The following is a 19,409-nucleotide window of genomic DNA, read 5'->3' as shown; positions in this document are numbered from 1 at the left end:
CATGGCCTTTCATCGCGGCAGCAAACAAGGCATGTCCGGGGCGATTTGGCCCGGCTTTGTGGATGCGATCACGGCGCTGTTGATGGTGATGATTTTCGTGCTGACCATCTTCATGGTCATGCAATACGTGCTGTCGGAAGAGATCAGCACCCAGGACGATGAACTCAATTCCCTGACTGCGCAGGTAAACCAACTGGCCCAAGCCTTGGGGCTGGAAGAGGCCCGCGCCGGGCAATTGGAATCGCGGGTCGCGACGCTTTCCGGCTCCCTCTCCGACGCAGAGGCAGAAGCCGCCGCGCAAGAGGCATTGATTGCAACGTTGACGGCGCAAAGTGCCACGCAATCGGCGCAGATCGTGGCGTTTGAAGAACAGGTTGCGGGGCTGTTGGCGCGGAACTCGGATTTGGCGGCAGGGCAGGCGCAGACAGAGGCCGAACTGGCCGAGGCGATGACCCAGGCCGAGGCCTTGAACCTCGCGCTGGCCACGGCCCGATCCGAGATTGACGAAGCCTCCGAAGCCGCAAGGTTGGCAGCGGCCCGCCGCGAGGCGCTGGAGGCGTTGATCGCGGATCTGGAGGCCGAAGGGGCCGCCCGCGAAACCTCTCTGGCCGAGGCTTTGGCCGCTTTGTCGTCTACCTCATCCGAGTTGGAGGCGCGTCAGACCGCGTTGACCCAAGCCCTGACCGCGCTGGCCGGGGCCGAAACCCGCAACGCGCAACTGGCGGGATCGCTGGTCGATAGCGACCGGTCCCTGACAGCGGCTTTGGCCGCGCTGGCCAGTGGTGACGAGCAAACCGAAGAACTTCTCTCTCGCCTGCAAGGGGTTGAGGGGGAACTGACCGAAGCAGAGACGGCGCGATTGGCGGAAGCCGCCGCCGCCGAGGCCCTGCGCCTGCGTCTGGCAGAAGCGGAAGCGGAACTCTCCGAAGAAGAGGCCGCGCGCCTTGCTGATCTTGCTGCCGCCGAGGCATTGCGGGCGCGTTTGGGTGATCTGCAAGCAGCCCTTTCCGAGGAAGAAGCCGCGCGTCTGGCCGAAGCCGCCGCCGCCGCCGCCCTGCGCACGCAATTGGATGCCACAACCGCCACCCTGTCCGAAGAAGAGGCGGGTCGTTTGGCAGAGGCCGCCGCCGCCGAAGCACTGCGTCGCCGTCTGGAAGATGCCGACGCCGAGTTGACCGCCATGTCGCTGGCCTTGGAGGAACAGCGCCAGCGGGCCGAGGATACCTTGACGTTGCTGGCCGCCGCCGATGCCGCCCGTGACGATCTGGCGACGCGCCTTGCCGGCGCTTTGGCGCGTGCGGATGAGGGGCAGGGGGAGGCGGCGTCCCTTGCCGATGCCCTTGCCGCTGCCCGATTGGAACTGGACCGGGCCGAGGCCGCGCTTTCCACACAGAACGGCGAAATGACAGAGTTGGAACGGCAATTGGCCCTCACGCTGTCGCGCCTTGAAAGCGCCGAGGCCAGCGCCGCCGCCCGGGTTGCCGAACTGGAGGCCACCATCGCCGCGTCCGAGGCCCAGGCCGCAGAAGCCGCCAATACAGCCGGAGATTTGACCGCCCTGGAGGCGCAACTGGCCGCCGCCCTCGCGGCGCGTCAATCGACGGAAACGGCCTTGGCCGAAGCGCTGTCCGATGCTGAACGCCGCGATGCCCTTCTGGCGCAGGCCAATCAAGAGCTTGAAGCAACCCAAGCCCAATCCACGCAAAGTGCGCAGCAGGTGGCCCTGTTGAACGAACAGGTCGCGGCGTTGCGGGCACAATTGGGCTCGCTCCAGTCGCTGCTTTCCCTGTCTGAGGACCGCGATGAAGAGGCGCAGGTGCAGATTCAGGCCTTGGGCTCCAGGCTCAATACGGCGCTGGCACAATTGGCCGCCGAAGAACGCGCCCGTGCCGAACTCGAGGCCGCCGAGGTGGCGCGTCTGGCCGCCGAAGCGCAGGAATTGGAGCGCTACCGTTCGGAATTCTTCGGGCGTCTGCGCGAGTTGCTGGAGGGCCGTGAAGGGGTGCGGATCGAAGGGGATCGTTTTGTGTTCTCCTCTGAAGTGCTATTCGAAGTGGGCTCGGCCGACCTTGCCGATGAAGGGTTGGCGCAAATCGAAAACGTGGCCGAATTGCTGTTGGAGATCGCCGAAGACATCCCCGAAGCGATTGACTGGATCATCCGCGTGGACGGTCATACCGACGACCAGCAACTGCGCGAAGGGGCGGCCTACGCCAACAATTGGGAACTCAGCCAAGCCCGCGCCTTGGCCGTGGTGCTCTACATGAGCGAACAACTCGGCATTCCGCCGCGCCGTCTGGCTGCTACCGGGTTCGGAGAACATCGCCCGATTGCCTCGAACGCGACGGCGTCGGGGCAGGCGGCAAACCGGCGGATCGAGCTGAAGCTGACCGAGCGCTAATTCACTGAAATCAGAGTGGTCGCACTGTCGAGGAGCACGCCCTCTCGGCCTAACGTGATGGTGCCTGTGTATTGTCCCGGCGCAATCGGTTCGCGTATCCGGCGCCCCGTGGCCCGGAAAAGCTGCGCTTGGGTCGCATCCAGAGCGATCTCTTGGGTGTGAAACACCGTGCCATCGGGGGCGGTGATGGTGGCGGTGACGATATCGCCCGCGCGCCCGCCGTGGAAAAAGCCCCAAATAACGACGGCATCGGCATCGGTTGTTAGCGTGGCGGCATCCGCCGTGCCTTCCCGGATCGCATCAAATTCCGGCACGGCCTGGGCAAAACCAACGCTCAGGATGCCACCTTGGGCCAATGGCACCGGCTCGGCCCAAAGAGGCGTGGCATCTTCGCCGCAGGTGGCGGTGCCGGTCGGGGCGAAGGGGTCAACTACCTGCCCCCCATGGCGCAGGGTCATATGGAGGTGGGGAAACTCGGTGCTTCCCGAAAAACCCATCTCACCCAAAGGGTCTCCGCCAGCGACCACGTCCCCGGTGCGGACCAGAACGGAGCCTTGGGCCATGTGGCAATACTGGGTTTGCCAGCCGTTCTCATGCTCGATCACCACCCCGTTTCCGCAGTCCTGGCCCTCAGGAAAGCCGCCAATACCCGTGTCTGGCACGCTGTTGCGGGTGCCAAGGATGGTTCCGGGGGCGGCGGCGAGGATCGGGATGCCTGCTGCCAAAGCCTCCATATCCGGGGCGCGGATGTCGGTGCCGCTATGGCCATCATAGGTCATCGGACCGCAGGTGAAGTCCCGAGCGCCGGGGCCGGGATCGTGGTCCATCATTTGTTGGATCATGCAAGTTTCGCCCAATTCGCAATCGACCGGAAACGTGAGAGCGGGGGCATCCTGCGCGGCGGCTGGAAGGGAGGAGAGTATAAGAACGATCAACGCGCGCATGGGGTGCTTTCGGAAACGGACTGTACCAGAGGAACCCTAGAACACTGACACAGGAAGGCTAAGGGAAACCGGCGACCAGAGGGATGTGCCAAAGCAAAAGGGCCGAGGAATGATCCTCGGCCCATTGGGATTTTCATCGATGCGCTGACATCAATCGGCGGTCAGAAGCGGCGGCTTCTTCTTGGGCGAAAGGCGGGGGCTGCCCGCTTCATCCACCCGCAGGTCAATGGCCCCATCCTTGACGCCGACCTTCACGTTGCCGCCTTTGGCAAGTTTGCCAAACAACAGCTCTTCCGCCAGAGGTTTCTTGATGTGCTCCTGGATCACGCGGCCAAGGGGACGCGCGCCCATGCGATCATCGTAGCCTTTGTCCGCCAGCCATTCGGCCGCCGGTTTCGTCAGTTCGATCGTAACATTGCGGTCCATCAGTTGCGCTTCCAATTGCAGCACGAACTTTTCGACCACCTGCAAGATGACGCTCTTGGGCAGGGCACCGAAGGAGATGACCGCATCCAGACGGTTGCGGAATTCCGGCGTGAACGTGCGTTCAATCGCGGCGGTGTCTTCGCCTTCACGGCGATCACGGTTAAAGCCAATAGCGGCTTTCGCCTGTTCCGCCGCACCCGCGTTGGAGGTCATGATCAGCACCACATTGCGGAAATCGACCGAGCGTCCGTTGTGATCCGTCAACGTGCCGTGATCCATGATCTGGAGCAGGATGTTGAACACATCGGGGTGCGCTTTTTCGATCTCATCCAACAGCAGCACACAATGGGGATGCTGGTCGATGCCGTCGGTCAGAAGGCCACCTTGGTCAAAGCCCACATAGCCCGGAGGGGCACCGATCAGGCGGGACACCGCGTGTTTCTCCATGTACTCGGACATGTCGAAACGGATCAGTTCCACGCCCAGGGTGTCGGCCAACTGCTTGGCGACCTCGGTTTTACCCACCCCTGTGGGGCCTGCGAACAGGTAGTTGCCGATGGGCTTCTCAGGCTCCCGCAGGCCGGCGCGGGCCAGTTTGATGGAGGAAGACAGTGCCTCAATCGCCTTGTCCTGCCCGAAGACAACCCGTTTCAGGGACACTTCAAGGTCTTTCAGCACGATGGCGTCATCCTTCGACACGTTCTTGGGCGGAATGCGGGCGATCTTGGCGACCACATCTTCCACTTCCTTGGTGCCAATCGTCTTGCGACGCTTGCTTTCCACCACCAGATGCTGCGCCGCGCCCGCTTCATCAATCACGTCGATCGCGCTGTCGGGCAGCTTGCGGTCGTTGATATAGCGAGAGGCCAGCTCCACCGATGTCTTGATCGCATCGGCGGTGTATTTCACCCCGTGATGCTCCTCAAAATACGGTTTTAGCCCTTTGAGGATCTTCACCGCGTCATCTACCGAAGGCTCTGCCACGTCGATCTTCTGGAAACGCCGCGACAGGGCGCGGTCTTTCTCGAAGTGTTGGCGGAACTCTTTGTAGGTGGTGGAGCCCATGCAACGCAGGCCGCCGCCTTGCAGCGCGGGCTTCAGCAGGTTGGAGGCATCCATCGCCCCACCCGACGTCGCGCCCGCACCGATAACGGTGTGGATTTCGTCGATGAACAAAACCGCGTCCGGGTGGTCTTCAAGCTCTTTCACCACGGCTTTCAGACGCTCTTCAAAGTCGCCACGATAGCGGGTGCCGGCAAGCAGTGCGCCCATATCGAGCGAATAGATCGTGGCGCCTTCCAGCACTTCGGGGGTCTCCCCCTCTACGATCTTCTTGGCCAAGCCTTCTGCAATCGCCGTTTTACCAACGCCGGGATCCCCCACCAGAAGCGGGTTATTCTTGCGGCGGCGGCACAGCACTTGAATGCAACGCTCCACCTCGGACGCGCGGCCAATCAGCGGGTCGACATCGCCCTTGATCGCCTTGGCGTTCAGATCGACGCAGTACTTCGCGAGGGCTGATTCCTTTTCTTCCTGCACGGCTTCTTCTTGCAGGTTGGGGGATGCGGAGCCTTCATCTTCGGCCCCGGTCACCGGACGCGCTTCGCCGTAGCTGGGGTCTTTGGCGACCCCGTGGGCGATGAAATTGACCGCGTCATACCGGGTCATATCCTGCTCTTGCAGGAAATAGGCGGCATTCGACTCACGCTCGGCGAAGATGGCGACCAGGACATTGGCCCCGGTCACTTCGGTCCGGCCCGAGGATTGGACGTGGATCGCGGCACGTTGGATCACCCGTTGGAAGGCAGCCGTTGGCACAGCCTCGGACCCTTCAACATCGGTTTCAAGCGTCGACAGATCATCGTCGATGAATTTGGACAGCGTGTCGCGCAGCACGTCGATATCAACCGAGCAGGCCTTCATGACCTTTTGCGCGTCGGGTTCATCAATAAGCGCGAGAAGCAGGTGCTCCAACGTGGCCAATTCGTGGCGACGTGCGTTGGCGTTGGCCAAAGCGGCGTGGATGGCCTGTTCCAGTGTGTTCGAAAAAGACGGCACTATCTGTGCTCCTTTCGTCTGCATCGAGGCGGGCCGTAACCCATCGCTCGATCGTGGCCTCATATAGTTAAATTTTGCTTTCCACGGGCAGGTTTCAAGCAAATTCGCATCAACACAGCGTGTTTCGACCAAGATCGTCGGGGAAAACGGCCTTTGTTTCGATCTAACGCCTTGGTGTTTATGACTTTTCTGTCTTTCGCCTAGAACGCATCTTTTTGAGCGCGGATCTGGGTGAAGACACGGACAGGGTCCGCGCCGGTCAGGTTAAGGGTGGCAGCGATGGCGGGTTGGTCAGCCCGCAGGAAGGGGTTCGTGGCCAATTCCTCGGCCAGTGTCGAAGGGACGGTCGCCTCACCGGCCGCACGGGCAGCGGTGATGCGCGCTACCCGAGAGATAAGGTCTGGATTGTCCGGTTCAATAGTTAACGCAAACCGCGCATTCGACGCGGTGTATTCATGGCCGGAATACACAATCGTGTCAGCGGGCAGGGCGGCCAGCTTTTGAAGGCTGTCATACATCTGTGCTGGTGTGCCTTCAAACAAGCGCCCACAGCCCAGGGCCATCAAGCTATCGGCAGTGAAAGCGGCCTTGGCGGCCGGAAAGTGGAACGCAATATGCCCAAGCGAATGGCCGGATACATCCAGCACCGCGCCCGACAGCGTGCCGATGGCGACCGTGTCCCCTTCGGACACCGCATGATCCAACGGCGGCAGGCGGTGGGCATCGGCAGCACCGCCCCAAACCTTCGCGCCGGTGGCGGAGACAAGCGCCTCGACCCCATCAATATGGTCCCAATGGTGGTGAGTGATGAGGATGTCGGACAGGGTCCAGCCGCGGGTCTGGAGCTCGGCCAAAATCGGCGCAGGCTCAGGGGCGTCGATGCAAGCGGTCGCGCCGGTTGCCGGATCATGCAGAAGGAAGGCGTAGTTGTCTTCAAGGCAGGGGATGGTGATGATCTGCGGATCGGCCATGGTCTTTACGCTCTCTTCAGTTAAAGATTTGCCCAGTAGCCTGCGATGTGGGCGATAGGTATGCAATCGGCTTTTAAGGGGAGCACATCGCCGTGCATTTGGATGTCATTGATCTGCGGCAGTTCTACTACCGCACGCGGCTGGGGCGGATTGCTCAGAAAGCGGTGCGTGAACGCATGTTGGGGATGTGGCCCTCGGCCAAGGGCGAAACCGTGGTGGGCTTTGGCTTTGCGGTCCCCCTGATGCGCCCCTATCTGGCCGACGCGCAACGGGTCATCGGCGTGATGCCCGCGCAGCAGGGGGTGATGCCTTGGCCTGCGGGGATGGATAATGTCTCACTTCTGTGTCGTGAGGGGTTGTGGCCCGTTCAAACGGGACAGGCGGATAAACTGATTTGTCTGCACGGGTTAGAGACGTCTGAGCATCCCGCGTCAGTTCTGGACGAATGTCAGCGAGTTCTGGCACCGGGCGGGCGGGCGATGTTTGTGGTGCCCAACCGGATGGGTCTTTGGGCCCGGCGCGATGGGACGCCATTCGGTTTTGGGCGGCCCTATTCCCTGGGCCAGCTAGAGGCGCAGTTAGAGGCGTTCGACTTCATCCCCCAACGCCATGCCGCCGCGTTGTTTGCACTTCCGTCGCCGAAACGGTTCTGGTTGCAATCCGCCGACATGCTGGAGAGCCTCGGTACCAAGCTCATCCGTAATCGCGCCGGGGGGGTCATTTTGATCGAGGTCTCCAAACGCATTCCGGCCCGTCGCAAACCGGGCCTTGCAGAGCGGGTAAGCCGCCCCTTGCGCGTGCTGGAAGGCAGCCCGCAGCCCGTGGGCGTGTCGGGGAGACACGTTGGATGATCTGCATTCCCTACTTTAGCGGTGCCGGTCACACGGCGCTTTTGGCGCGGGCTATTGCCGACGGCGCGGGGGACGCGCGGGTGATAGACGTGGAAGCGATCCGGCCCGACGATTGGGCTGCACTGGACGCGGCCACGGCCATTGCCTTCGGGGCGCCGACCTACATGGGGTCCACCGCGGCGCGATTTGATCAATTCCTTGAAGAGGTCTCGGGCCCGCGATGGCACACGGGCCAATGGCGCGACAAGCTGGCGGGCGGTTTCACCGTGGCGTGCCACCCCTCGGGGGACAAGGGATTTGCCTTGCAGCGGCTGGTGACCTTCGCGGCCCAGATGGGCATGATCTGGGTCGGGCAGGCCGAGATCGGCACCCCGGTGATCGAGGATCGCCCCGGCATCAATCAAGACGGATCGTGGCTGGGGCTGATGGCGACCGATGCGCAGGCCCCGGACAGGCTTCTGGACGCCTTGGATCTGGAAACGGCCCGCCTGTACGGCGTGCGTCTGGCCGGTGCCACGCGACGTTGGCAGGCCGGGGCGGGGGCGTAGTGCCACGGTGCGCGCGAAACCATCGGATACCCCCACCTTCTGTGCGAATTTGGTAGGGCGTCTTCATTAAACCGTTAAGAATCGCCAAATTGGGCCGCGCATTTTTAACGGGCAAACCGCCGCACCGCAGAAATTTCCACTCAACGCCCTGTTTTTATTAAGTTTGTCGGCAAATCCGCCTCTTTTCAGGACGGTTGCAGCAATTCAAACCCTCTGCTACATCACGCTCGATTTACCGGGGAACGGGCGGATTGGGCCGCCCTGACACGTCATATCGAGAGGCATCACCACGCTTCCCGACCACTGGACGTGCATATGAAAGGGTTGATGTGAGCGAACCTGCTTCGATCTCGACCGGCATTGCCGCGCGCTACGCGACCGCGATGTTTGAGTTGGCCTCTGAGGCCAAAGCGCTTCCAGCGCTGGAGGGGGACGTCGATGCACTCGACGCGGCTCTTTCCGAAAGTGCTGATCTGCGCGATCTAATCCACTCACCGATCTACAGCCGCGAGCAAACCGCTGCGGCGATTGGTGGCGTGGCGGATGCAATGAATTTGCAGGCGATGACCGGCAACACATTGCGCCTGATGGCCGAAAAGCGCCGCCTGTTCGTTCTGCCTGCGCTGCTGGCGGAATTGCGGACGCGCATTGCCGATCACAAAGGCGAAGTGACCGCCGAAGTGACCTCGGCCAAAGCCCTGACGAAAACACAACTGGACAAGCTTACCAAGTCGCTCAAGGCGCAGGTTGGCAAGACCGTGACTGTTAAAGCGACCGTGGATGAGGACATCATCGGCGGTCTTGTTGTAAAAATTGGCTCGAAGATGATCGACACGTCGGTCCGCTCCAAGCTGAACGCACTCCAGAATACGATGAAAGAGGTCGGATAATGGCTATCCAAGCAGCTGAGATTTCTCAGATCCTCAAAGACCAGATCAAGACGTTTGGGCAAGACGCCCAGGTGGCCGAAGTTGGTCGGGTTCTGTCTGTGGGCGACGGTATTGCCCGTGTCTATGGCCTCGACAATTGCCAAGCCGGTGAGATGGTCGAATTCCCCGGTGGCATTCAGGGTATGGCCCTGAACCTTGAAGCAGACAACGTAGGTGTTGTTATCTTTGGTTCCGACCGGGACATTAAAGAGGGCGACACGGTCAAGCGGACGAACTCCATCGTGGACGTTCCTGCGGGCGACGAGCTTCTGGGCCGCGTTGTTGACGGTCTGGGTAACCCGCTGGACGGCAAAGGTCCGATCAACGCTTCTGACCGTCGCATCGCCGACAGCAAAGCGCCCGGCATTATCCCTCGTAAGTCGGTGCATGAGCCGATGGCGACAGGTATCAAAGCCATCGACGCGATGATCCCCGTTGGTCGTGGCCAGCGCGAGCTGATCATTGGCGACCGTCAGACCGGTAAGACCGCTGTGGCGCTCGACACCATCCTGAACCAGAAGTCCTACAACGACGCCGCTGGTGATGATGAAAGCAAGAAACTTTACTGCATCTACGTTGCCGTGGGCCAGAAGCGCTCCACTGTGGCGCAGTTGGTGAAGAAGCTGGAAGAAACCGGCGCGATCGAATACACGATCGTTGTGGCCGCGACCGCTTCCGACCCTGCGCCCATGCAGTTCCTCGCGCCTTATGCGGCGACCGCCATGGCCGAGCACTTCCGCGACAACGGCCGTCACGCGCTGATCGTGTATGATGACCTGTCCAAGCAGGCCGTGTCCTACCGTCAGATGTCCCTGCTTCTGCGTCGCCCACCAGGCCGCGAAGCCTATCCTGGCGACGTTTTTTACCTGCACTCTCGTCTGCTGGAGCGGTCCTCGAAACTGAACGAGGACAACGGTTCCGGTTCCTTGACGGCTCTGCCGATCATTGAAACCCAAGGTGGCGACGTTTCGGCGTTTATTCCGACCAACGTGATTTCGATCACCGACGGCCAGATCTTCCTTGAGACGGAATTGTTCTTCCAGGGTATCCGCCCTGCTGTGAACACCGGTCTGTCGGTTTCGCGGGTTGGCTCCTCGGCTCAGACCAAGGCGATGTCCTCCGTTGCGGGTCCGGTGAAGCTGTCGCTCGCCCAGTATCGTGAGATGGCCGCGTTTGCTCAGTTCGGTTCCGACCTTGATGCTTCCACCCAAGCCCTTCTGGCCCGTGGTGCGCGTCTGACCGAGATGATGAAGCAGCCCCAGTATTCGCCGCTGACCAACGCCGAGATCGTGACAATGATCTTCGCGGGCACCAACGGTTTCCTCGACAAGCTGCCCGTCGCTGACGTAGGCCGCTTCGAGGAAGGTCTTCTGAACCACATGCGCTCCAACAAGAAGGACGTGCTGGACTGGATCACGAACGAAGATCCGAAGATCAAGGGTGATGCAGCCGACAAACTGAAGGCAGCTATCGAAGAATTCGCCTCCGATTTCGCGTAAGGGAGATTTGGCATGCCCAATCTCAAGGACCTAAAAAACCGGATCGCGTCGGTCAAATCGACCCGCAAGATCACCAAGGCGATGCAAATGGTCGCCGCTGCAAAACTGCGCCGTGCGCAGGAGTCAGCGGAGATGGCGCGTCCCTATGCGGATAAGATGGAGGCCGTGATGAGCGGCCTCGCATCTGCCGTTGGCAATTCCGAGGGCGCGCCGCGTCTTCTGGCTGGCAATGGCCGGGATCAAGTTCACCTGCTGATCGTCATGACGGCAGAGCGGGGCCTCTGCGGGGGCTTCAACTCTACCATCGTGCGTAAAGCCCGTGCCCACGCCGAAACGCTTTTGGCGGCAGGTAAAACGATCAAGATCCTGACCGTAGGCAAAAAAGGCCGCGAACAGATCAAGCGCGACTATGCCGATCATCTGGTCGGTCATGTCGATCTGTCCGACGTCAAACGCATTGGGTATTCCAATGCCGCTGAGATCGCCTCAGACGTTCTGGCCCGTTTCGACGCCGATGAATTCGACGTTGCGACAATCTTCTTCAACCGCTTTCAGTCGGTGATCTCTCAGGTGCCTACGGCAACTCAGATCATCCCCGCCGTGTTCGAAGCAAACGAAGAGGCAGAGCCTGCAACGCTGTATGAATACGAACCCTCGGAAGAGGCCGTGTTGGAAGACCTTCTTCCCCGCGGGATCGCCACACAGATCTTCACCGCACTGCTCGAAAATGGTGCGTCTGAACAAGGGGCGCGGATGTCTGCTATGGACAACGCAACCCGGAACGCAGGCGACATGATTGACCGGCTGACCATCGAGTATAACCGCTCGCGTCAGGCCGTCATCACCAGCGAGCTGATCGAAATTATCTCGGGCGCTGAAGCGCTTTAACGACGGAGACACCACATGGCTAATGCAGTCGGTAAAATTACGCAGGTCATCGGCGCTGTCGTTGACGTTCAGTTCAACGACACCCTGCCGGAGATCCTGAACGCCTTGGAAACCACAAACGACGGTAAGCGTCTGGTTCTCGAGGTTGCTCAGCACCTTGGCGAAGGTACGGTTCGTACCATCGCGATGGATTCCTCCGAAGGTCTTGTCCGTGGTCAGGAAGTGACCGACACGGGCGGTCCAATCACGGTTCCAGTGGGCCCCGGCACATTGGGTCGTATTCTGAACGTTGTGGGCGAGCCCGTTGACGAAGGTGGCCCTGTCACCTCCGACGAGCGTCGCGGCATCCACCAGGACGCACCAGACTTCGCCGACCAGTCCACCGAGGCCGAAATCCTCGTGACGGGCATTAAGGTTGTGGACCTTCTCGCGCCTTACTCCAAAGGTGGTAAGATTGGCCTGTTCGGCGGTGCCGGCGTGGGCAAAACGGTTCTGATCATGGAACTGATCAACAACATCGCGAAGGTGCACTCGGGTGTGTCCGTGTTCGCGGGCGTTGGTGAGCGGACCCGTGAAGGGAACGACCTTTACCACGAGATGATCGAATCCGGCGTTATCGTTCCCGATAACCTCGAAGAGTCGAAAATTGCGCTGGTTTACGGCCAGATGAACGAGCCTCCCGGTGCGCGTATGCGGATTGCTCTGTCCGGTCTGACGATCGCGGAACAGTTCCGTGACGCAACGGGCGCAGACGTGTTGTTCTTCATCGACAACATCTTCCGCTTTACCCAAGCCGGTTCCGAGGTTTCCGCCCTTCTGGGTCGTATCCCTTCCGCTGTGGGCTACCAGCCAACACTGGCCACCGACATGGGTACCATGCAGGAGCGTATTACATCGACCACACGCGGTTCGATTACCTCCATTCAGGCCGTTTACGTGCCTGCGGATGACCTTACCGACCCCGCGCCAGCAACCACCTTTGCTCACCTGGACGCGACGACCGTTCTGTCGCGTGCCATCTCCGAGCTTGGCATCTATCCAGCGGTTGACCCGCTCGATAGCTCCTCGCGTCTGATGGACCCAACGATTGTTGGCGACGAGCACTATCAGGTTGCCCGTGACGTCCAGGGTATCCTTCAGCGCTACAAGTCGTTGCAGGACATCATCGCCATTCTCGGCATGGACGAACTGTCTGAAGAAGATAAGCTGACCGTGGCCCGTGCCCGTAAGATCCAGCGCTTCCTCTCGCAGCCGTTCGACGTGGCGAAGGTCTTCACCGGTTCCGACGGCATTCAGGTGCAGCTGGAAGACACGATTGCCTCGTTCAAGGCAGTTGTTGCGGGTGAATACGATCACCTGCCCGAAGGCGCGTTCTACATGGTTGGTGGCATCGACGAAGTGATCGCCAAAGCCGAGAAAATGGCAGCGGAAGCCGCCTAATCCAACGGCGGGAAAAATCCCGCCCTACGGGTCGCCTGCAAGGGCACCGTGGGGCGGGGTTCAGCCCGCCATTCGCACTATGACTGGAGGCCGACATGGCAACCATGCAATTCGATCTTGTTTCGCCCGAGCGGCGTTTGGCCTCTTTCGAGGTCAACGAAGTGCAGATCCCCAGCGCAGACGGGGACCTGACAGCGATGCCAGATCACTCGCCCATGATTACCACATTGCGCCCCGGCATCTTGAAAGCCACGGGTACGGACGGCGAAAAGTCCTACTTCGTCACCGGTGGTTTCGCGGATATCGCGGGTCCGTCGGCGACGATTCTGGCCGAAATGGCCTTGCCGATCGAGGAAGTTGAAGCCCCCTTGGTGGAAGAACTGATCTCTGCGTCCGAGGCCCGTGTTTCTGTGGCAACGGGCGGTGCTGCGGATGTGGCTGCGAAGTACCACGCAGACCTGACATCCACGCTGGACACGATCATCGGCCGCTGATCTCGGTCGAGTATTTGACTTTAGCGCCCTCGGTTTCATCGCCGGGGGCGTTTTTGTATCAGCTTTCAAGAAAATAATCCGTTGGATTTATTTTTTACGGCATCCCCATGGAAATCCGCGTATCAACAGGGCGTAACGCCACGATGATGATATGAAACGCTTCAAAAACAACCTCATCGCTGTCGACCAAGGGTCCAGCGTCATGTTCTCGGATTTTGCCAACAACGGCCCCATGTGGACCGGTGATGGCCCCCGTGAGTCTGTGACAGAGGTTGAGTTTGCGGAAGCGTATCTGGAACCTCCCATGGTGCATGTCTCGATCTCCATGTGGGACACAGGCGGCGATACAAACCAACGCGCGGATTTGCGGGTAGAGAGGATCACCCAAACCGGCTGCGCTTTGGTGTTTCGCACATGGGGCGATAGCCGCATCGCCCGAATCCGGGCTGACTGGATGGCGATTGGCGAAGTCCCCGACGAGGATGCTTGGGACGTCGTTTAGCTCCATAAAAGCATGGGCCGGTTTGGTCTTTGGATGCCAAGACGCGACCACGCGCCTGACATGATCCTTGCCAAGAGGCGTGTGCCGACGGGAACCGGGATCACGCCCCTGCAAGGACGTCATTGCTCCGGCCTTTGGGGTCGCGATTTTGCCCATCAAAGGATGGAGCATGGTGATTCACCCGACCCGACCCAATTCGGCAGGCGATAGGCGATGAGGCGAAGAGCATCGCTCGATGTGTTGAACGCCGTTCATTAATTTGCAATGGTGCAGTGCAGACCTTGAAAGGCGCTCCTATGACCCCGGTGATCGACACCTCGAAGCAAGGGCGTATCCTTTGGACGATTGTTGCGGCAACCCTGTCAGGGGGGCTCTCTGCTGCCGCGCTGACCCCGGTAATGGACAAACTACAAGGGCTTGGCCTGGACGACTTGCTCGGGTTGCTTGTTAGCTTCGCATCCACCGCCGGGATCGCCTTTGGCTTAGTCGGCGGAGCGTTGCTGCATGTATTCGCAAAGCAACGCGCCGTTGTCAGCTTGTTGTTCCTGGTCACCTCAATGGCGGGCATCGCAGGGGCGGTCTATGTGGCGATCATATTCTTTGACCATGCCGACCCGAGTTTCATCCTACCCTACGGTCTCGCAAGCCCCGTGGGCACGCTGTCAGTGGCGGTCCCTTTGGCCTTCGTGGCACGATACAGAGCCCCATGGACGTGTATCGGCTTGGCAACGCTGTTGCCGACGGGGTGGGCCATTGGCGTGGCCGCCTTCTTTGACCACGATGTCGCGCTGGAATTTGCGGGCCTTTCCGCGCTCTATATTGGTTGGCAGGCGCTGTTGCTTGCGGTCTTCGTGCTCTCGCCAAAGGCGGCAAGGGCGGAACCCACGTCTCAGGGTTCCGCCTTGGGGTCTTAGCGGCCCCACATGCCGTTGGGGTAAAGGCTCTCGTAAATCGGAACCAGTGACGCCGTATCGAACAGCGAAGAAACCGACGTGCCATGCCAGACATTCAGGATCGACTGCGCAAACATCGGCGCGGTCGGGACGACGCGAATGTTGGCGCAATTGGTGACGGCCTCTGTTGCCTCAATCGTGTCGGTGATGACCAGCGATTTCATGACCGAGTTCGTGACCCGCTCCACCGCGGGGCCAGACATGACGCCGTGGGTGATGTAGGAATGCACTTCCAGCGCACCGGCTTCCATCAGCACTTCGGCGGCTTTGCACAGGGTGCCCGCGGTATCGCAGATGTCATCGACGATGATACATTTTTTGCCGCTCACGTCTCCGATCACGGTCATGTCGGCCACTTCGCCAGCCTTCTCTCGGCGCTTGTCAACGATGGACAGGGGCACGCCGATCCGGGTTGCCAATTCCCGCGCCCGGGCCACGCCCCCCACATCGGGAGACACGATCATGACATCGCTCATATCGCCGCCAAACTGGTGCAGAATGTCCAACGCGAAGATCGGAGAAGCGTAGAGGTTGTCCACCGGAACATCGAAAAAGCCCTGGATCTGCGCTGCGTGCAGGTCCATGGTCAGAACCCTTTCAATCCCGCCAGAAGCGATCATGTTGGCGACCAGCTTGGCAGTGATTGGCGTGCGTGCCTTGGTGCGGCGATCCTGGCGGGCGTAGCCGAAATAGGGGATCACCGCCGTAATGCGCGAGGCCGAGGACCGGCGCAACGCGTCGGCCATGACCAGCAGTTCCATCAGGTTGTCATTGGCAGGACGCGAGGTGGGTTGGATGATGAACATGTCCTCGCCGCGAACATTCTCGTAGACCTCTACGAAGATTTCGCCGTCGTTGAATCGTTCGACTCGGGCATCCACAAGGCCCACTTGCAGGCCCCGGTGCATCGACATGCGTCGTGCAATGGATTCCGCCAAAGTCTTGTTCGCATTGCCAGAAATGAGTTTTGGATCTTGTGCAGCCATAGTCAATAGTCCCCGAGATGCGGGGTGTCGCCCCGTCCCCACGTGGCCACCCCCTGAGCTGTTGACACCCCCTAGCACTCAGCCCACCTTCCGCGAAAGCCTAAATGGGCATACAACCACCGGAAGGGGGCCAAGATGGCACATATCGATTACTACTTTGCCACGTTCTCACCCAACGTCTATCTCGCTGGCACGCGGATGGAGGCGGTCGCCGCCAAACATGGGGCCAGCGTCACCTACAAGCCGCTGGATCTGATGGGGCTCTTCGCTGCCACGGGCGGTGTGCCACCCGGTCAACGCCACGAAAGCCGCCAGGAATACCGCCTGCAAGAAATGCGCCGCCAAGCGGCAAAGGTTGACCTGCCGATCAACCTGCAACCGATGTTCTTTCCCACAAACCCGGCGCCCTCATCCTATGCCTTGATTGCCGCGCAAAAGGCAGGCGGCGGCAATCTGGGTGCGCTCACTTTCGCTCTGGCCCGGGCCTGTTGGGCGGAAGAACGCAACATTGCCGAAGATGACGTGATCCGCGCCGCCCTGGAAGGCGCTGGCTTTGACGGTGATCTGGTCAACAGTGGCTTGCTGTCCGGCGCCGAGGTCTATGCCCGCAACCTGGAAGAAGCGATCACAGCAGGAGCCTTCGGCGCCCCCTTCTACATCGTCGACGGGTCCGAGCGTTTCTGGGGCCAGGACCGTATTGACGATCTCGATACCTACCTCTCTTCCCTGACATGAGCGTCAGACACTGGGGCAGCGGGCCGGAAACGGCGCTGCTGCTCCATTGCACCTTGGCTCAAGGCGGCGCTTGGGGGCCCATGGCCCGCCACCTGCGCGACCGCTTCACCATGATCGCGCCGGATTTGCTGTCCCACGGGAACGGCCCCACCCATGACGCGTCGTGTGACTTCCATGACCAAGCCACAGCCGAGGCGGCCACCCATCTGCCCCAAACACCCACACATCTGATCGGTCATTCCTTCGGCGCCGCCATCGCCCTGCGCCTCGCCCTCGATCACCCGGCGCGCGTCAAATCCCTCACCCTGATCGAACCGGTCCTGTTCTGCGCCGCCACGGGTCCCGGCCGCGCCGCCCATGATGCCCTCACCGCCGATATCCCCGCCCTTTTGGCCCGTGGTGACAAATCCGCTGCCGCCCGCATCTTCCTCTCGCTGTGGGGGACAGAGCCCTTTGACGCCATGGCACCGGCCCTGCAATCCTACGTCACGGACCGCATCTGGGTTCCCGTTGCCTGCGAGCCCGCCTTGGCCTCGGACACCGCCCATCTGCTCCCCCGCTTGTCGCGCCTGCAAACCCCAACCCTATTGCTACAAGGCGACCGCTCTCCCCCCGTCATAGCCGAAATATTGACCCGCCTCGCGAAGGATATCCCCCACGCCCGTTACCAATTCATTCCCAACGCGGCCCACATGGCCCCGCTTACCCATCCCCAACTCACCGCCGCTGCAATCTCTCGCGGGCTATAAGTGCGCCTTCATCTTGGCCCATACACCTCCGGGGGTTTGGGGGCTGGCCCCCAATGAAGGGAGCGTTTGGGGGCTGGCCCCCAATGAGGGACGCGTCTGTCAGCTGGCCCCCGGTGATGATGTCTTCTAAGCGCTGCCCCCCAATTCCCCGCGCTTCCGCGCAAACCGCCCATTCTCCCCCGCCCAGAATGACCCGCCCCTTGCACTGCACCGTCGCCTGACGCATCTAAGACAGGGTAACGAAAGGCATCTCCATGGCTCTGCCCGTCCGGCAACAAGCTCTCTATTGGTCCGCCTCTGCGGTGGTCTTCCTTCTGCTCCTTTGGGTATTGGGAAACGTCATCATGCCCTTCCTTGTGGGTGGGGCGATCGCCTATTTCCTTGATCCCGTAGCCGATCGGCTGGAGCGGATGGGTTGTTCTCGCGCCATTGCCACGACGATCATTTTTGTCTTCCTGATCCTCGGCGTCGTCACCATCACCCTGGCGATTGTGCCGCTTCTGGTGCAGCAAACCTCCGGCTTGATCGAGGCCGCTCCGGGCCTGTTTGACAACCTTCGCACCTTTCTGACCGAACGCTTCCCCAACGCCTTCGATGAAGGCTCCCCGATCCAGACCTCTCTCATCAATCTGGGGGAGACGATCCAATCGCGCGGGGCCGAGCTTCTTCAGACCGTCCTCTCCTCAGCCGCGAGCGTCGTGAACGTCATCGTCTTTATCGTCGTTGTGCCCGTGGTGGCTTTCTACATGCTGCTGGACTGGGACCGGATGGTGGCCCGGATCGACCAGCTTTTGCCGCGCGACCATGCCCCCACCATCCGCCTTCTGGCGGCCCGCATCGACCGCACGCTGGCCAGCTTCGTGCGCGGGCAGGGGACCGTTTGCCTGGTGCTGGGGACGTTCTACGCCGTGGCGCTGATGATCGTCGGTCTGCAATTCGGTCTCGTGGTTGGCCTCATCGCGGGCCTTTTGACCTTCATCCCCTATGTGGGCGCGCTGGTGGGGGGGGTTCTGGCCATCGGTTTGGCGCTGTTCCAGTTCTGGGGCGAATGGCCGTGGATCTTCAGCGTCATCGCCATCTTCATGATCGGCCAGGCGCTCGAAGGCAACGTGCTGACGCCCAAGCTCGTCGGCTCCTCGGTCGGGCTCCATCCGGTTTGGCTGATCTTTGCCCTGTCGGCATTTGGCACGGTCTTCGGCTTTGTGGGGATGCTCGTCGGTGTCCCTGTGGCCGCCGTGATCGGCGTGCTCGTGCGCCACTTCGTGGAACGCTACCAAGAGGGGATGCTTTACCAAGGGACCGCGGCCCGAGACACGACCGAAGAAGACGCCTGATGCCGCAGCAACTGACCTTTGACCTCCCCCTTCGCCCGGCGATGGGGCGGGATGATTTCTTTGTCTCTTCGGCCAATGCCGGGGCGGTATCGCAGATCGACGGGTGGCAGGGCTGGCCCCTGTCGAAACTGGTGCTCTGCGGCCCCGCCGCGTCGGGCAAGACCCACCTGGCCCATGTGTTCGCTCAGGCAGCCGGTGCCCGGATCGTTGCCGCCCGAGACGTCGCCGCGAATATCGAGAGCTTGGCAGAGGCCCCCGCCCTTGTGGTCGAGGACGCAGACACAATCTGCGACGACGCTTCAGCGGAGGAGGGGGTGTTTCACCTTCACAACGCCATGTTCCACCGCAATGCGCCGCTTCTGTTCACAGCCCGCAAACCCCCGTCCCGGTGGGGAACGAAGCTGCCCGATTTGGCCAGCCGTCTGGCGCAGGCAGGGCTTGCGACGCTGGAGGCCCCCGACGACGCGTTGTTGATGGCAGTCATGATGAAGCGCGCGTTTGACCGTAAACTGCCCCTGTCGCCGCAAATCCTGAACTATGCAGCCCCAAGGTTGGAACGCTCCTTTGCTGCCGCCGATGCCTTTGTGGCCCGTGTCGATGCCCTGTCGCTGAGCGAAAAACGCAAGCCCTCCCTGTCCCACGCCCGCCAAGCCCTGTCCGATGCAGACCTTGCGTCCCCCGCCGATGATACGTCATCGTGA

Annotated in this window: 18 protein-coding genes; 14 read left to right on the top strand and 4 right to left on the bottom strand. The window is 61.0% G+C overall.

Annotation, left to right across the window (positions count from 1 at the left end; genetic code table 11):
• The first annotated feature begins 1 nt into the window (after position 1).
• Positions 2-2,401 carry a peptidoglycan -binding protein gene (locus AADW23_RS00090; RefSeq protein ID WP_341862497.1) on the top strand — a complete coding sequence of 800 codons (2,400 nt, stop codon included), beginning with the start codon at positions 2-4 and terminating at the stop codon, positions 2,399-2,401.
• On the opposite strand, the gene AADW23_RS00085 is transcribed toward AADW23_RS00090, so the two are convergent.
• The 3 genes from AADW23_RS00085 to gloB form a co-directional block, all read right to left on the bottom strand.
• Entirely contained in the window at positions 2,398-3,243 is an 846-nt protein-coding gene (locus AADW23_RS00085) for a M23 family metallopeptidase (protein WP_341862496.1), read from the bottom strand. The two genes, AADW23_RS00090 and AADW23_RS00085, sit on opposite strands and share 4 nt — an antisense overlap.
• Before the next feature lie 252 nt (positions 3,244-3,495).
• A complete protein-coding gene (clpA, locus tag AADW23_RS00080; RefSeq protein ID WP_341862495.1) occupies positions 3,496-5,829 on the bottom strand; it encodes an ATP-dependent Clp protease ATP-binding subunit ClpA in 2,334 nt (777 codons plus the stop codon).
• Positions 5,830-6,029: 200 nt separating this feature from the next.
• Entirely contained in the window at positions 6,030-6,800 is a 771-nt protein-coding gene (gene gloB, locus AADW23_RS00075; RefSeq protein WP_341862494.1) for a hydroxyacylglutathione hydrolase, read from the bottom strand.
• Positions 6,801-6,892: 92 nt separating this feature from the next.
• On the opposite strand from gloB, the gene AADW23_RS00070 reads away from it, so the two are divergent.
• From AADW23_RS00070 to AADW23_RS00030, 9 genes are all read left to right on the top strand, one after another.
• Positions 6,893-7,651 carry a methyltransferase domain-containing protein gene (locus tag AADW23_RS00070; RefSeq protein WP_341862493.1) on the top strand — a complete coding sequence of 253 codons (759 nt, stop codon included), beginning with the start codon at positions 6,893-6,895 and terminating at the stop codon, positions 7,649-7,651.
• On the top strand, positions 7,648-8,199 hold the full coding sequence (locus tag AADW23_RS00065) for a flavodoxin family protein (RefSeq protein ID WP_341862492.1): 552 nt from the start codon (positions 7,648-7,650) through the stop codon (positions 8,197-8,199). Before AADW23_RS00070 ends, AADW23_RS00065 begins: the two co-directional genes overlap by 4 nt.
• A 329-nt stretch (positions 8,200-8,528) precedes the next feature.
• Positions 8,529-9,089, top strand: coding sequence for a F0F1 ATP synthase subunit delta (locus AADW23_RS00060; RefSeq protein ID WP_341862491.1), 561 nt, complete (start codon positions 8,529-8,531; stop codon positions 9,087-9,089).
• Positions 9,089-10,627, top strand: coding sequence for a F0F1 ATP synthase subunit alpha (gene atpA, locus AADW23_RS00055; protein WP_341862490.1), 1,539 nt, complete (start codon positions 9,089-9,091; stop codon positions 10,625-10,627). Before AADW23_RS00060 ends, atpA begins: the two co-directional genes overlap by 1 nt.
• A gap of 12 nt (positions 10,628-10,639) precedes the next feature.
• Positions 10,640-11,515 (top strand): F0F1 ATP synthase subunit gamma, encoded by an 876-nt coding sequence (locus AADW23_RS00050; RefSeq protein WP_341862489.1) that lies wholly within the window; start codon positions 10,640-10,642, stop codon positions 11,513-11,515.
• Positions 11,516-11,530: 15 nt separating this feature from the next.
• A complete protein-coding gene (gene atpD / locus AADW23_RS00045; protein ID WP_341862488.1) occupies positions 11,531-12,955 on the top strand; it encodes a F0F1 ATP synthase subunit beta in 1,425 nt (474 codons plus the stop codon).
• A 95-nt stretch (positions 12,956-13,050) separates the two neighbouring features.
• Positions 13,051-13,449, top strand: coding sequence for a F0F1 ATP synthase subunit epsilon (locus tag AADW23_RS00040; RefSeq protein ID WP_341862487.1), 399 nt, complete (start codon positions 13,051-13,053; stop codon positions 13,447-13,449).
• Positions 13,450-13,600: 151 nt separating this feature from the next.
• Positions 13,601-13,951 carry an H-type lectin domain-containing protein gene (locus AADW23_RS00035; RefSeq protein ID WP_341862486.1) on the top strand — a complete coding sequence of 117 codons (351 nt, stop codon included), beginning with the start codon at positions 13,601-13,603 and terminating at the stop codon, positions 13,949-13,951.
• A 296-nt stretch (positions 13,952-14,247) separates the two neighbouring features.
• On the top strand, positions 14,248-14,865 hold the full coding sequence (locus AADW23_RS00030; RefSeq protein WP_341862485.1) for a hypothetical protein: 618 nt from the start codon (positions 14,248-14,250) through the stop codon (positions 14,863-14,865).
• Here the strand turns inward: AADW23_RS00030 and AADW23_RS00025 are convergent.
• The gene (locus AADW23_RS00025; protein ID WP_341862484.1) at positions 14,862-15,890 is read right to left on the bottom strand and encodes a ribose-phosphate pyrophosphokinase; all 1,029 of its coding nucleotides are present in this window, start codon (positions 15,888-15,890) and stop codon (positions 14,862-14,864) included. The two genes, AADW23_RS00030 and AADW23_RS00025, sit on opposite strands and share 4 nt — an antisense overlap.
• 135 nt (positions 15,891-16,025) lie before the next feature.
• On the opposite strand from AADW23_RS00025, the gene AADW23_RS00020 reads away from it, so the two are divergent.
• The 4 genes from AADW23_RS00020 to AADW23_RS00005 all read left to right on the top strand — a co-directional run bounded on the left by AADW23_RS00020 (position 16,026) and on the right by AADW23_RS00005 (position 19,409).
• A complete protein-coding gene (locus tag AADW23_RS00020; RefSeq protein ID WP_341862483.1) occupies positions 16,026-16,625 on the top strand; it encodes a 2-hydroxychromene-2-carboxylate isomerase in 600 nt (199 codons plus the stop codon).
• Positions 16,622-17,374: an alpha/beta hydrolase gene (locus tag AADW23_RS00015; RefSeq protein ID WP_341862482.1), complete on the top strand. Its 753-nt coding sequence runs from the start codon at positions 16,622-16,624 to the stop codon at positions 17,372-17,374. Before AADW23_RS00020 ends, AADW23_RS00015 begins: the two co-directional genes overlap by 4 nt.
• A gap of 254 nt (positions 17,375-17,628) precedes the next feature.
• Positions 17,629-18,708: an AI-2E family transporter gene (locus tag AADW23_RS00010; RefSeq protein WP_341862481.1), complete on the top strand. Its 1,080-nt coding sequence runs from the start codon at positions 17,629-17,631 to the stop codon at positions 18,706-18,708.
• Positions 18,708-19,409, top strand: coding sequence for a DnaA/Hda family protein (locus AADW23_RS00005; protein WP_341862480.1), 702 nt, complete (start codon positions 18,708-18,710; stop codon positions 19,407-19,409). The genes AADW23_RS00010 and AADW23_RS00005 overlap by 1 nt, the downstream gene beginning before the upstream one ends.

It is taken from the genome of Gymnodinialimonas sp. 57CJ19 (assembly GCF_038396845.1).
Taxonomy (GTDB): Bacteria; Pseudomonadota; Alphaproteobacteria; order Rhodobacterales; family Rhodobacteraceae; genus Gymnodinialimonas.
Note: the sequence above shows the minus strand (reverse complement) of the source record. Positions and strands in the feature narration are given on the sequence as shown.

Bases quoted from the DNA above. Each gene is read 5' to 3' on its own strand.
- AADW23_RS00090 (WP_341862497.1), top strand. From the start codon at position 2: ATGGCCTTTCATCGCGGCAGCAAACAAGGCATGTCCGGGGCGATTTGG.
- AADW23_RS00085 (WP_341862496.1), bottom strand. From the start codon at position 3,243: ATGATCCAACAAATGATGGACCACGATCCCGGCCCCGGCGCTCGGGAC.
- gloB (WP_341862494.1), bottom strand. From the start codon at position 6,800: ATGGCCGATCCGCAGATCATCACCATCCCCTGCCTTGAAGACAACTAC.
- AADW23_RS00065 (WP_341862492.1), top strand. From the start codon at position 7,648: ATGATCTGCATTCCCTACTTTAGCGGTGCCGGTCACACGGCGCTTTTG.
- atpA (WP_341862490.1), top strand. From the start codon at position 9,089: ATGGCTATCCAAGCAGCTGAGATTTCTCAGATCCTCAAAGACCAGATC.
- AADW23_RS00050 (WP_341862489.1), top strand. From the start codon at position 10,640: ATGCCCAATCTCAAGGACCTAAAAAACCGGATCGCGTCGGTCAAATCG.
- atpD (WP_341862488.1), top strand. From the start codon at position 11,531: ATGGCTAATGCAGTCGGTAAAATTACGCAGGTCATCGGCGCTGTCGTT.
- AADW23_RS00040 (WP_341862487.1), top strand. From the start codon at position 13,051: ATGGCAACCATGCAATTCGATCTTGTTTCGCCCGAGCGGCGTTTGGCC.
- AADW23_RS00035 (WP_341862486.1), top strand. From the start codon at position 13,601: ATGAAACGCTTCAAAAACAACCTCATCGCTGTCGACCAAGGGTCCAGC.
- AADW23_RS00030 (WP_341862485.1), top strand. From the start codon at position 14,248: ATGACCCCGGTGATCGACACCTCGAAGCAAGGGCGTATCCTTTGGACG.
- AADW23_RS00025 (WP_341862484.1), bottom strand. From the start codon at position 15,890: ATGGCTGCACAAGATCCAAAACTCATTTCTGGCAATGCGAACAAGACT.
- AADW23_RS00020 (WP_341862483.1), top strand. From the start codon at position 16,026: ATGGCACATATCGATTACTACTTTGCCACGTTCTCACCCAACGTCTAT.
- AADW23_RS00015 (WP_341862482.1), top strand. From the start codon at position 16,622: ATGAGCGTCAGACACTGGGGCAGCGGGCCGGAAACGGCGCTGCTGCTC.
- AADW23_RS00010 (WP_341862481.1), top strand. From the start codon at position 17,629: ATGGCTCTGCCCGTCCGGCAACAAGCTCTCTATTGGTCCGCCTCTGCG.
- AADW23_RS00005 (WP_341862480.1), top strand. From the start codon at position 18,708: ATGCCGCAGCAACTGACCTTTGACCTCCCCCTTCGCCCGGCGATGGGG.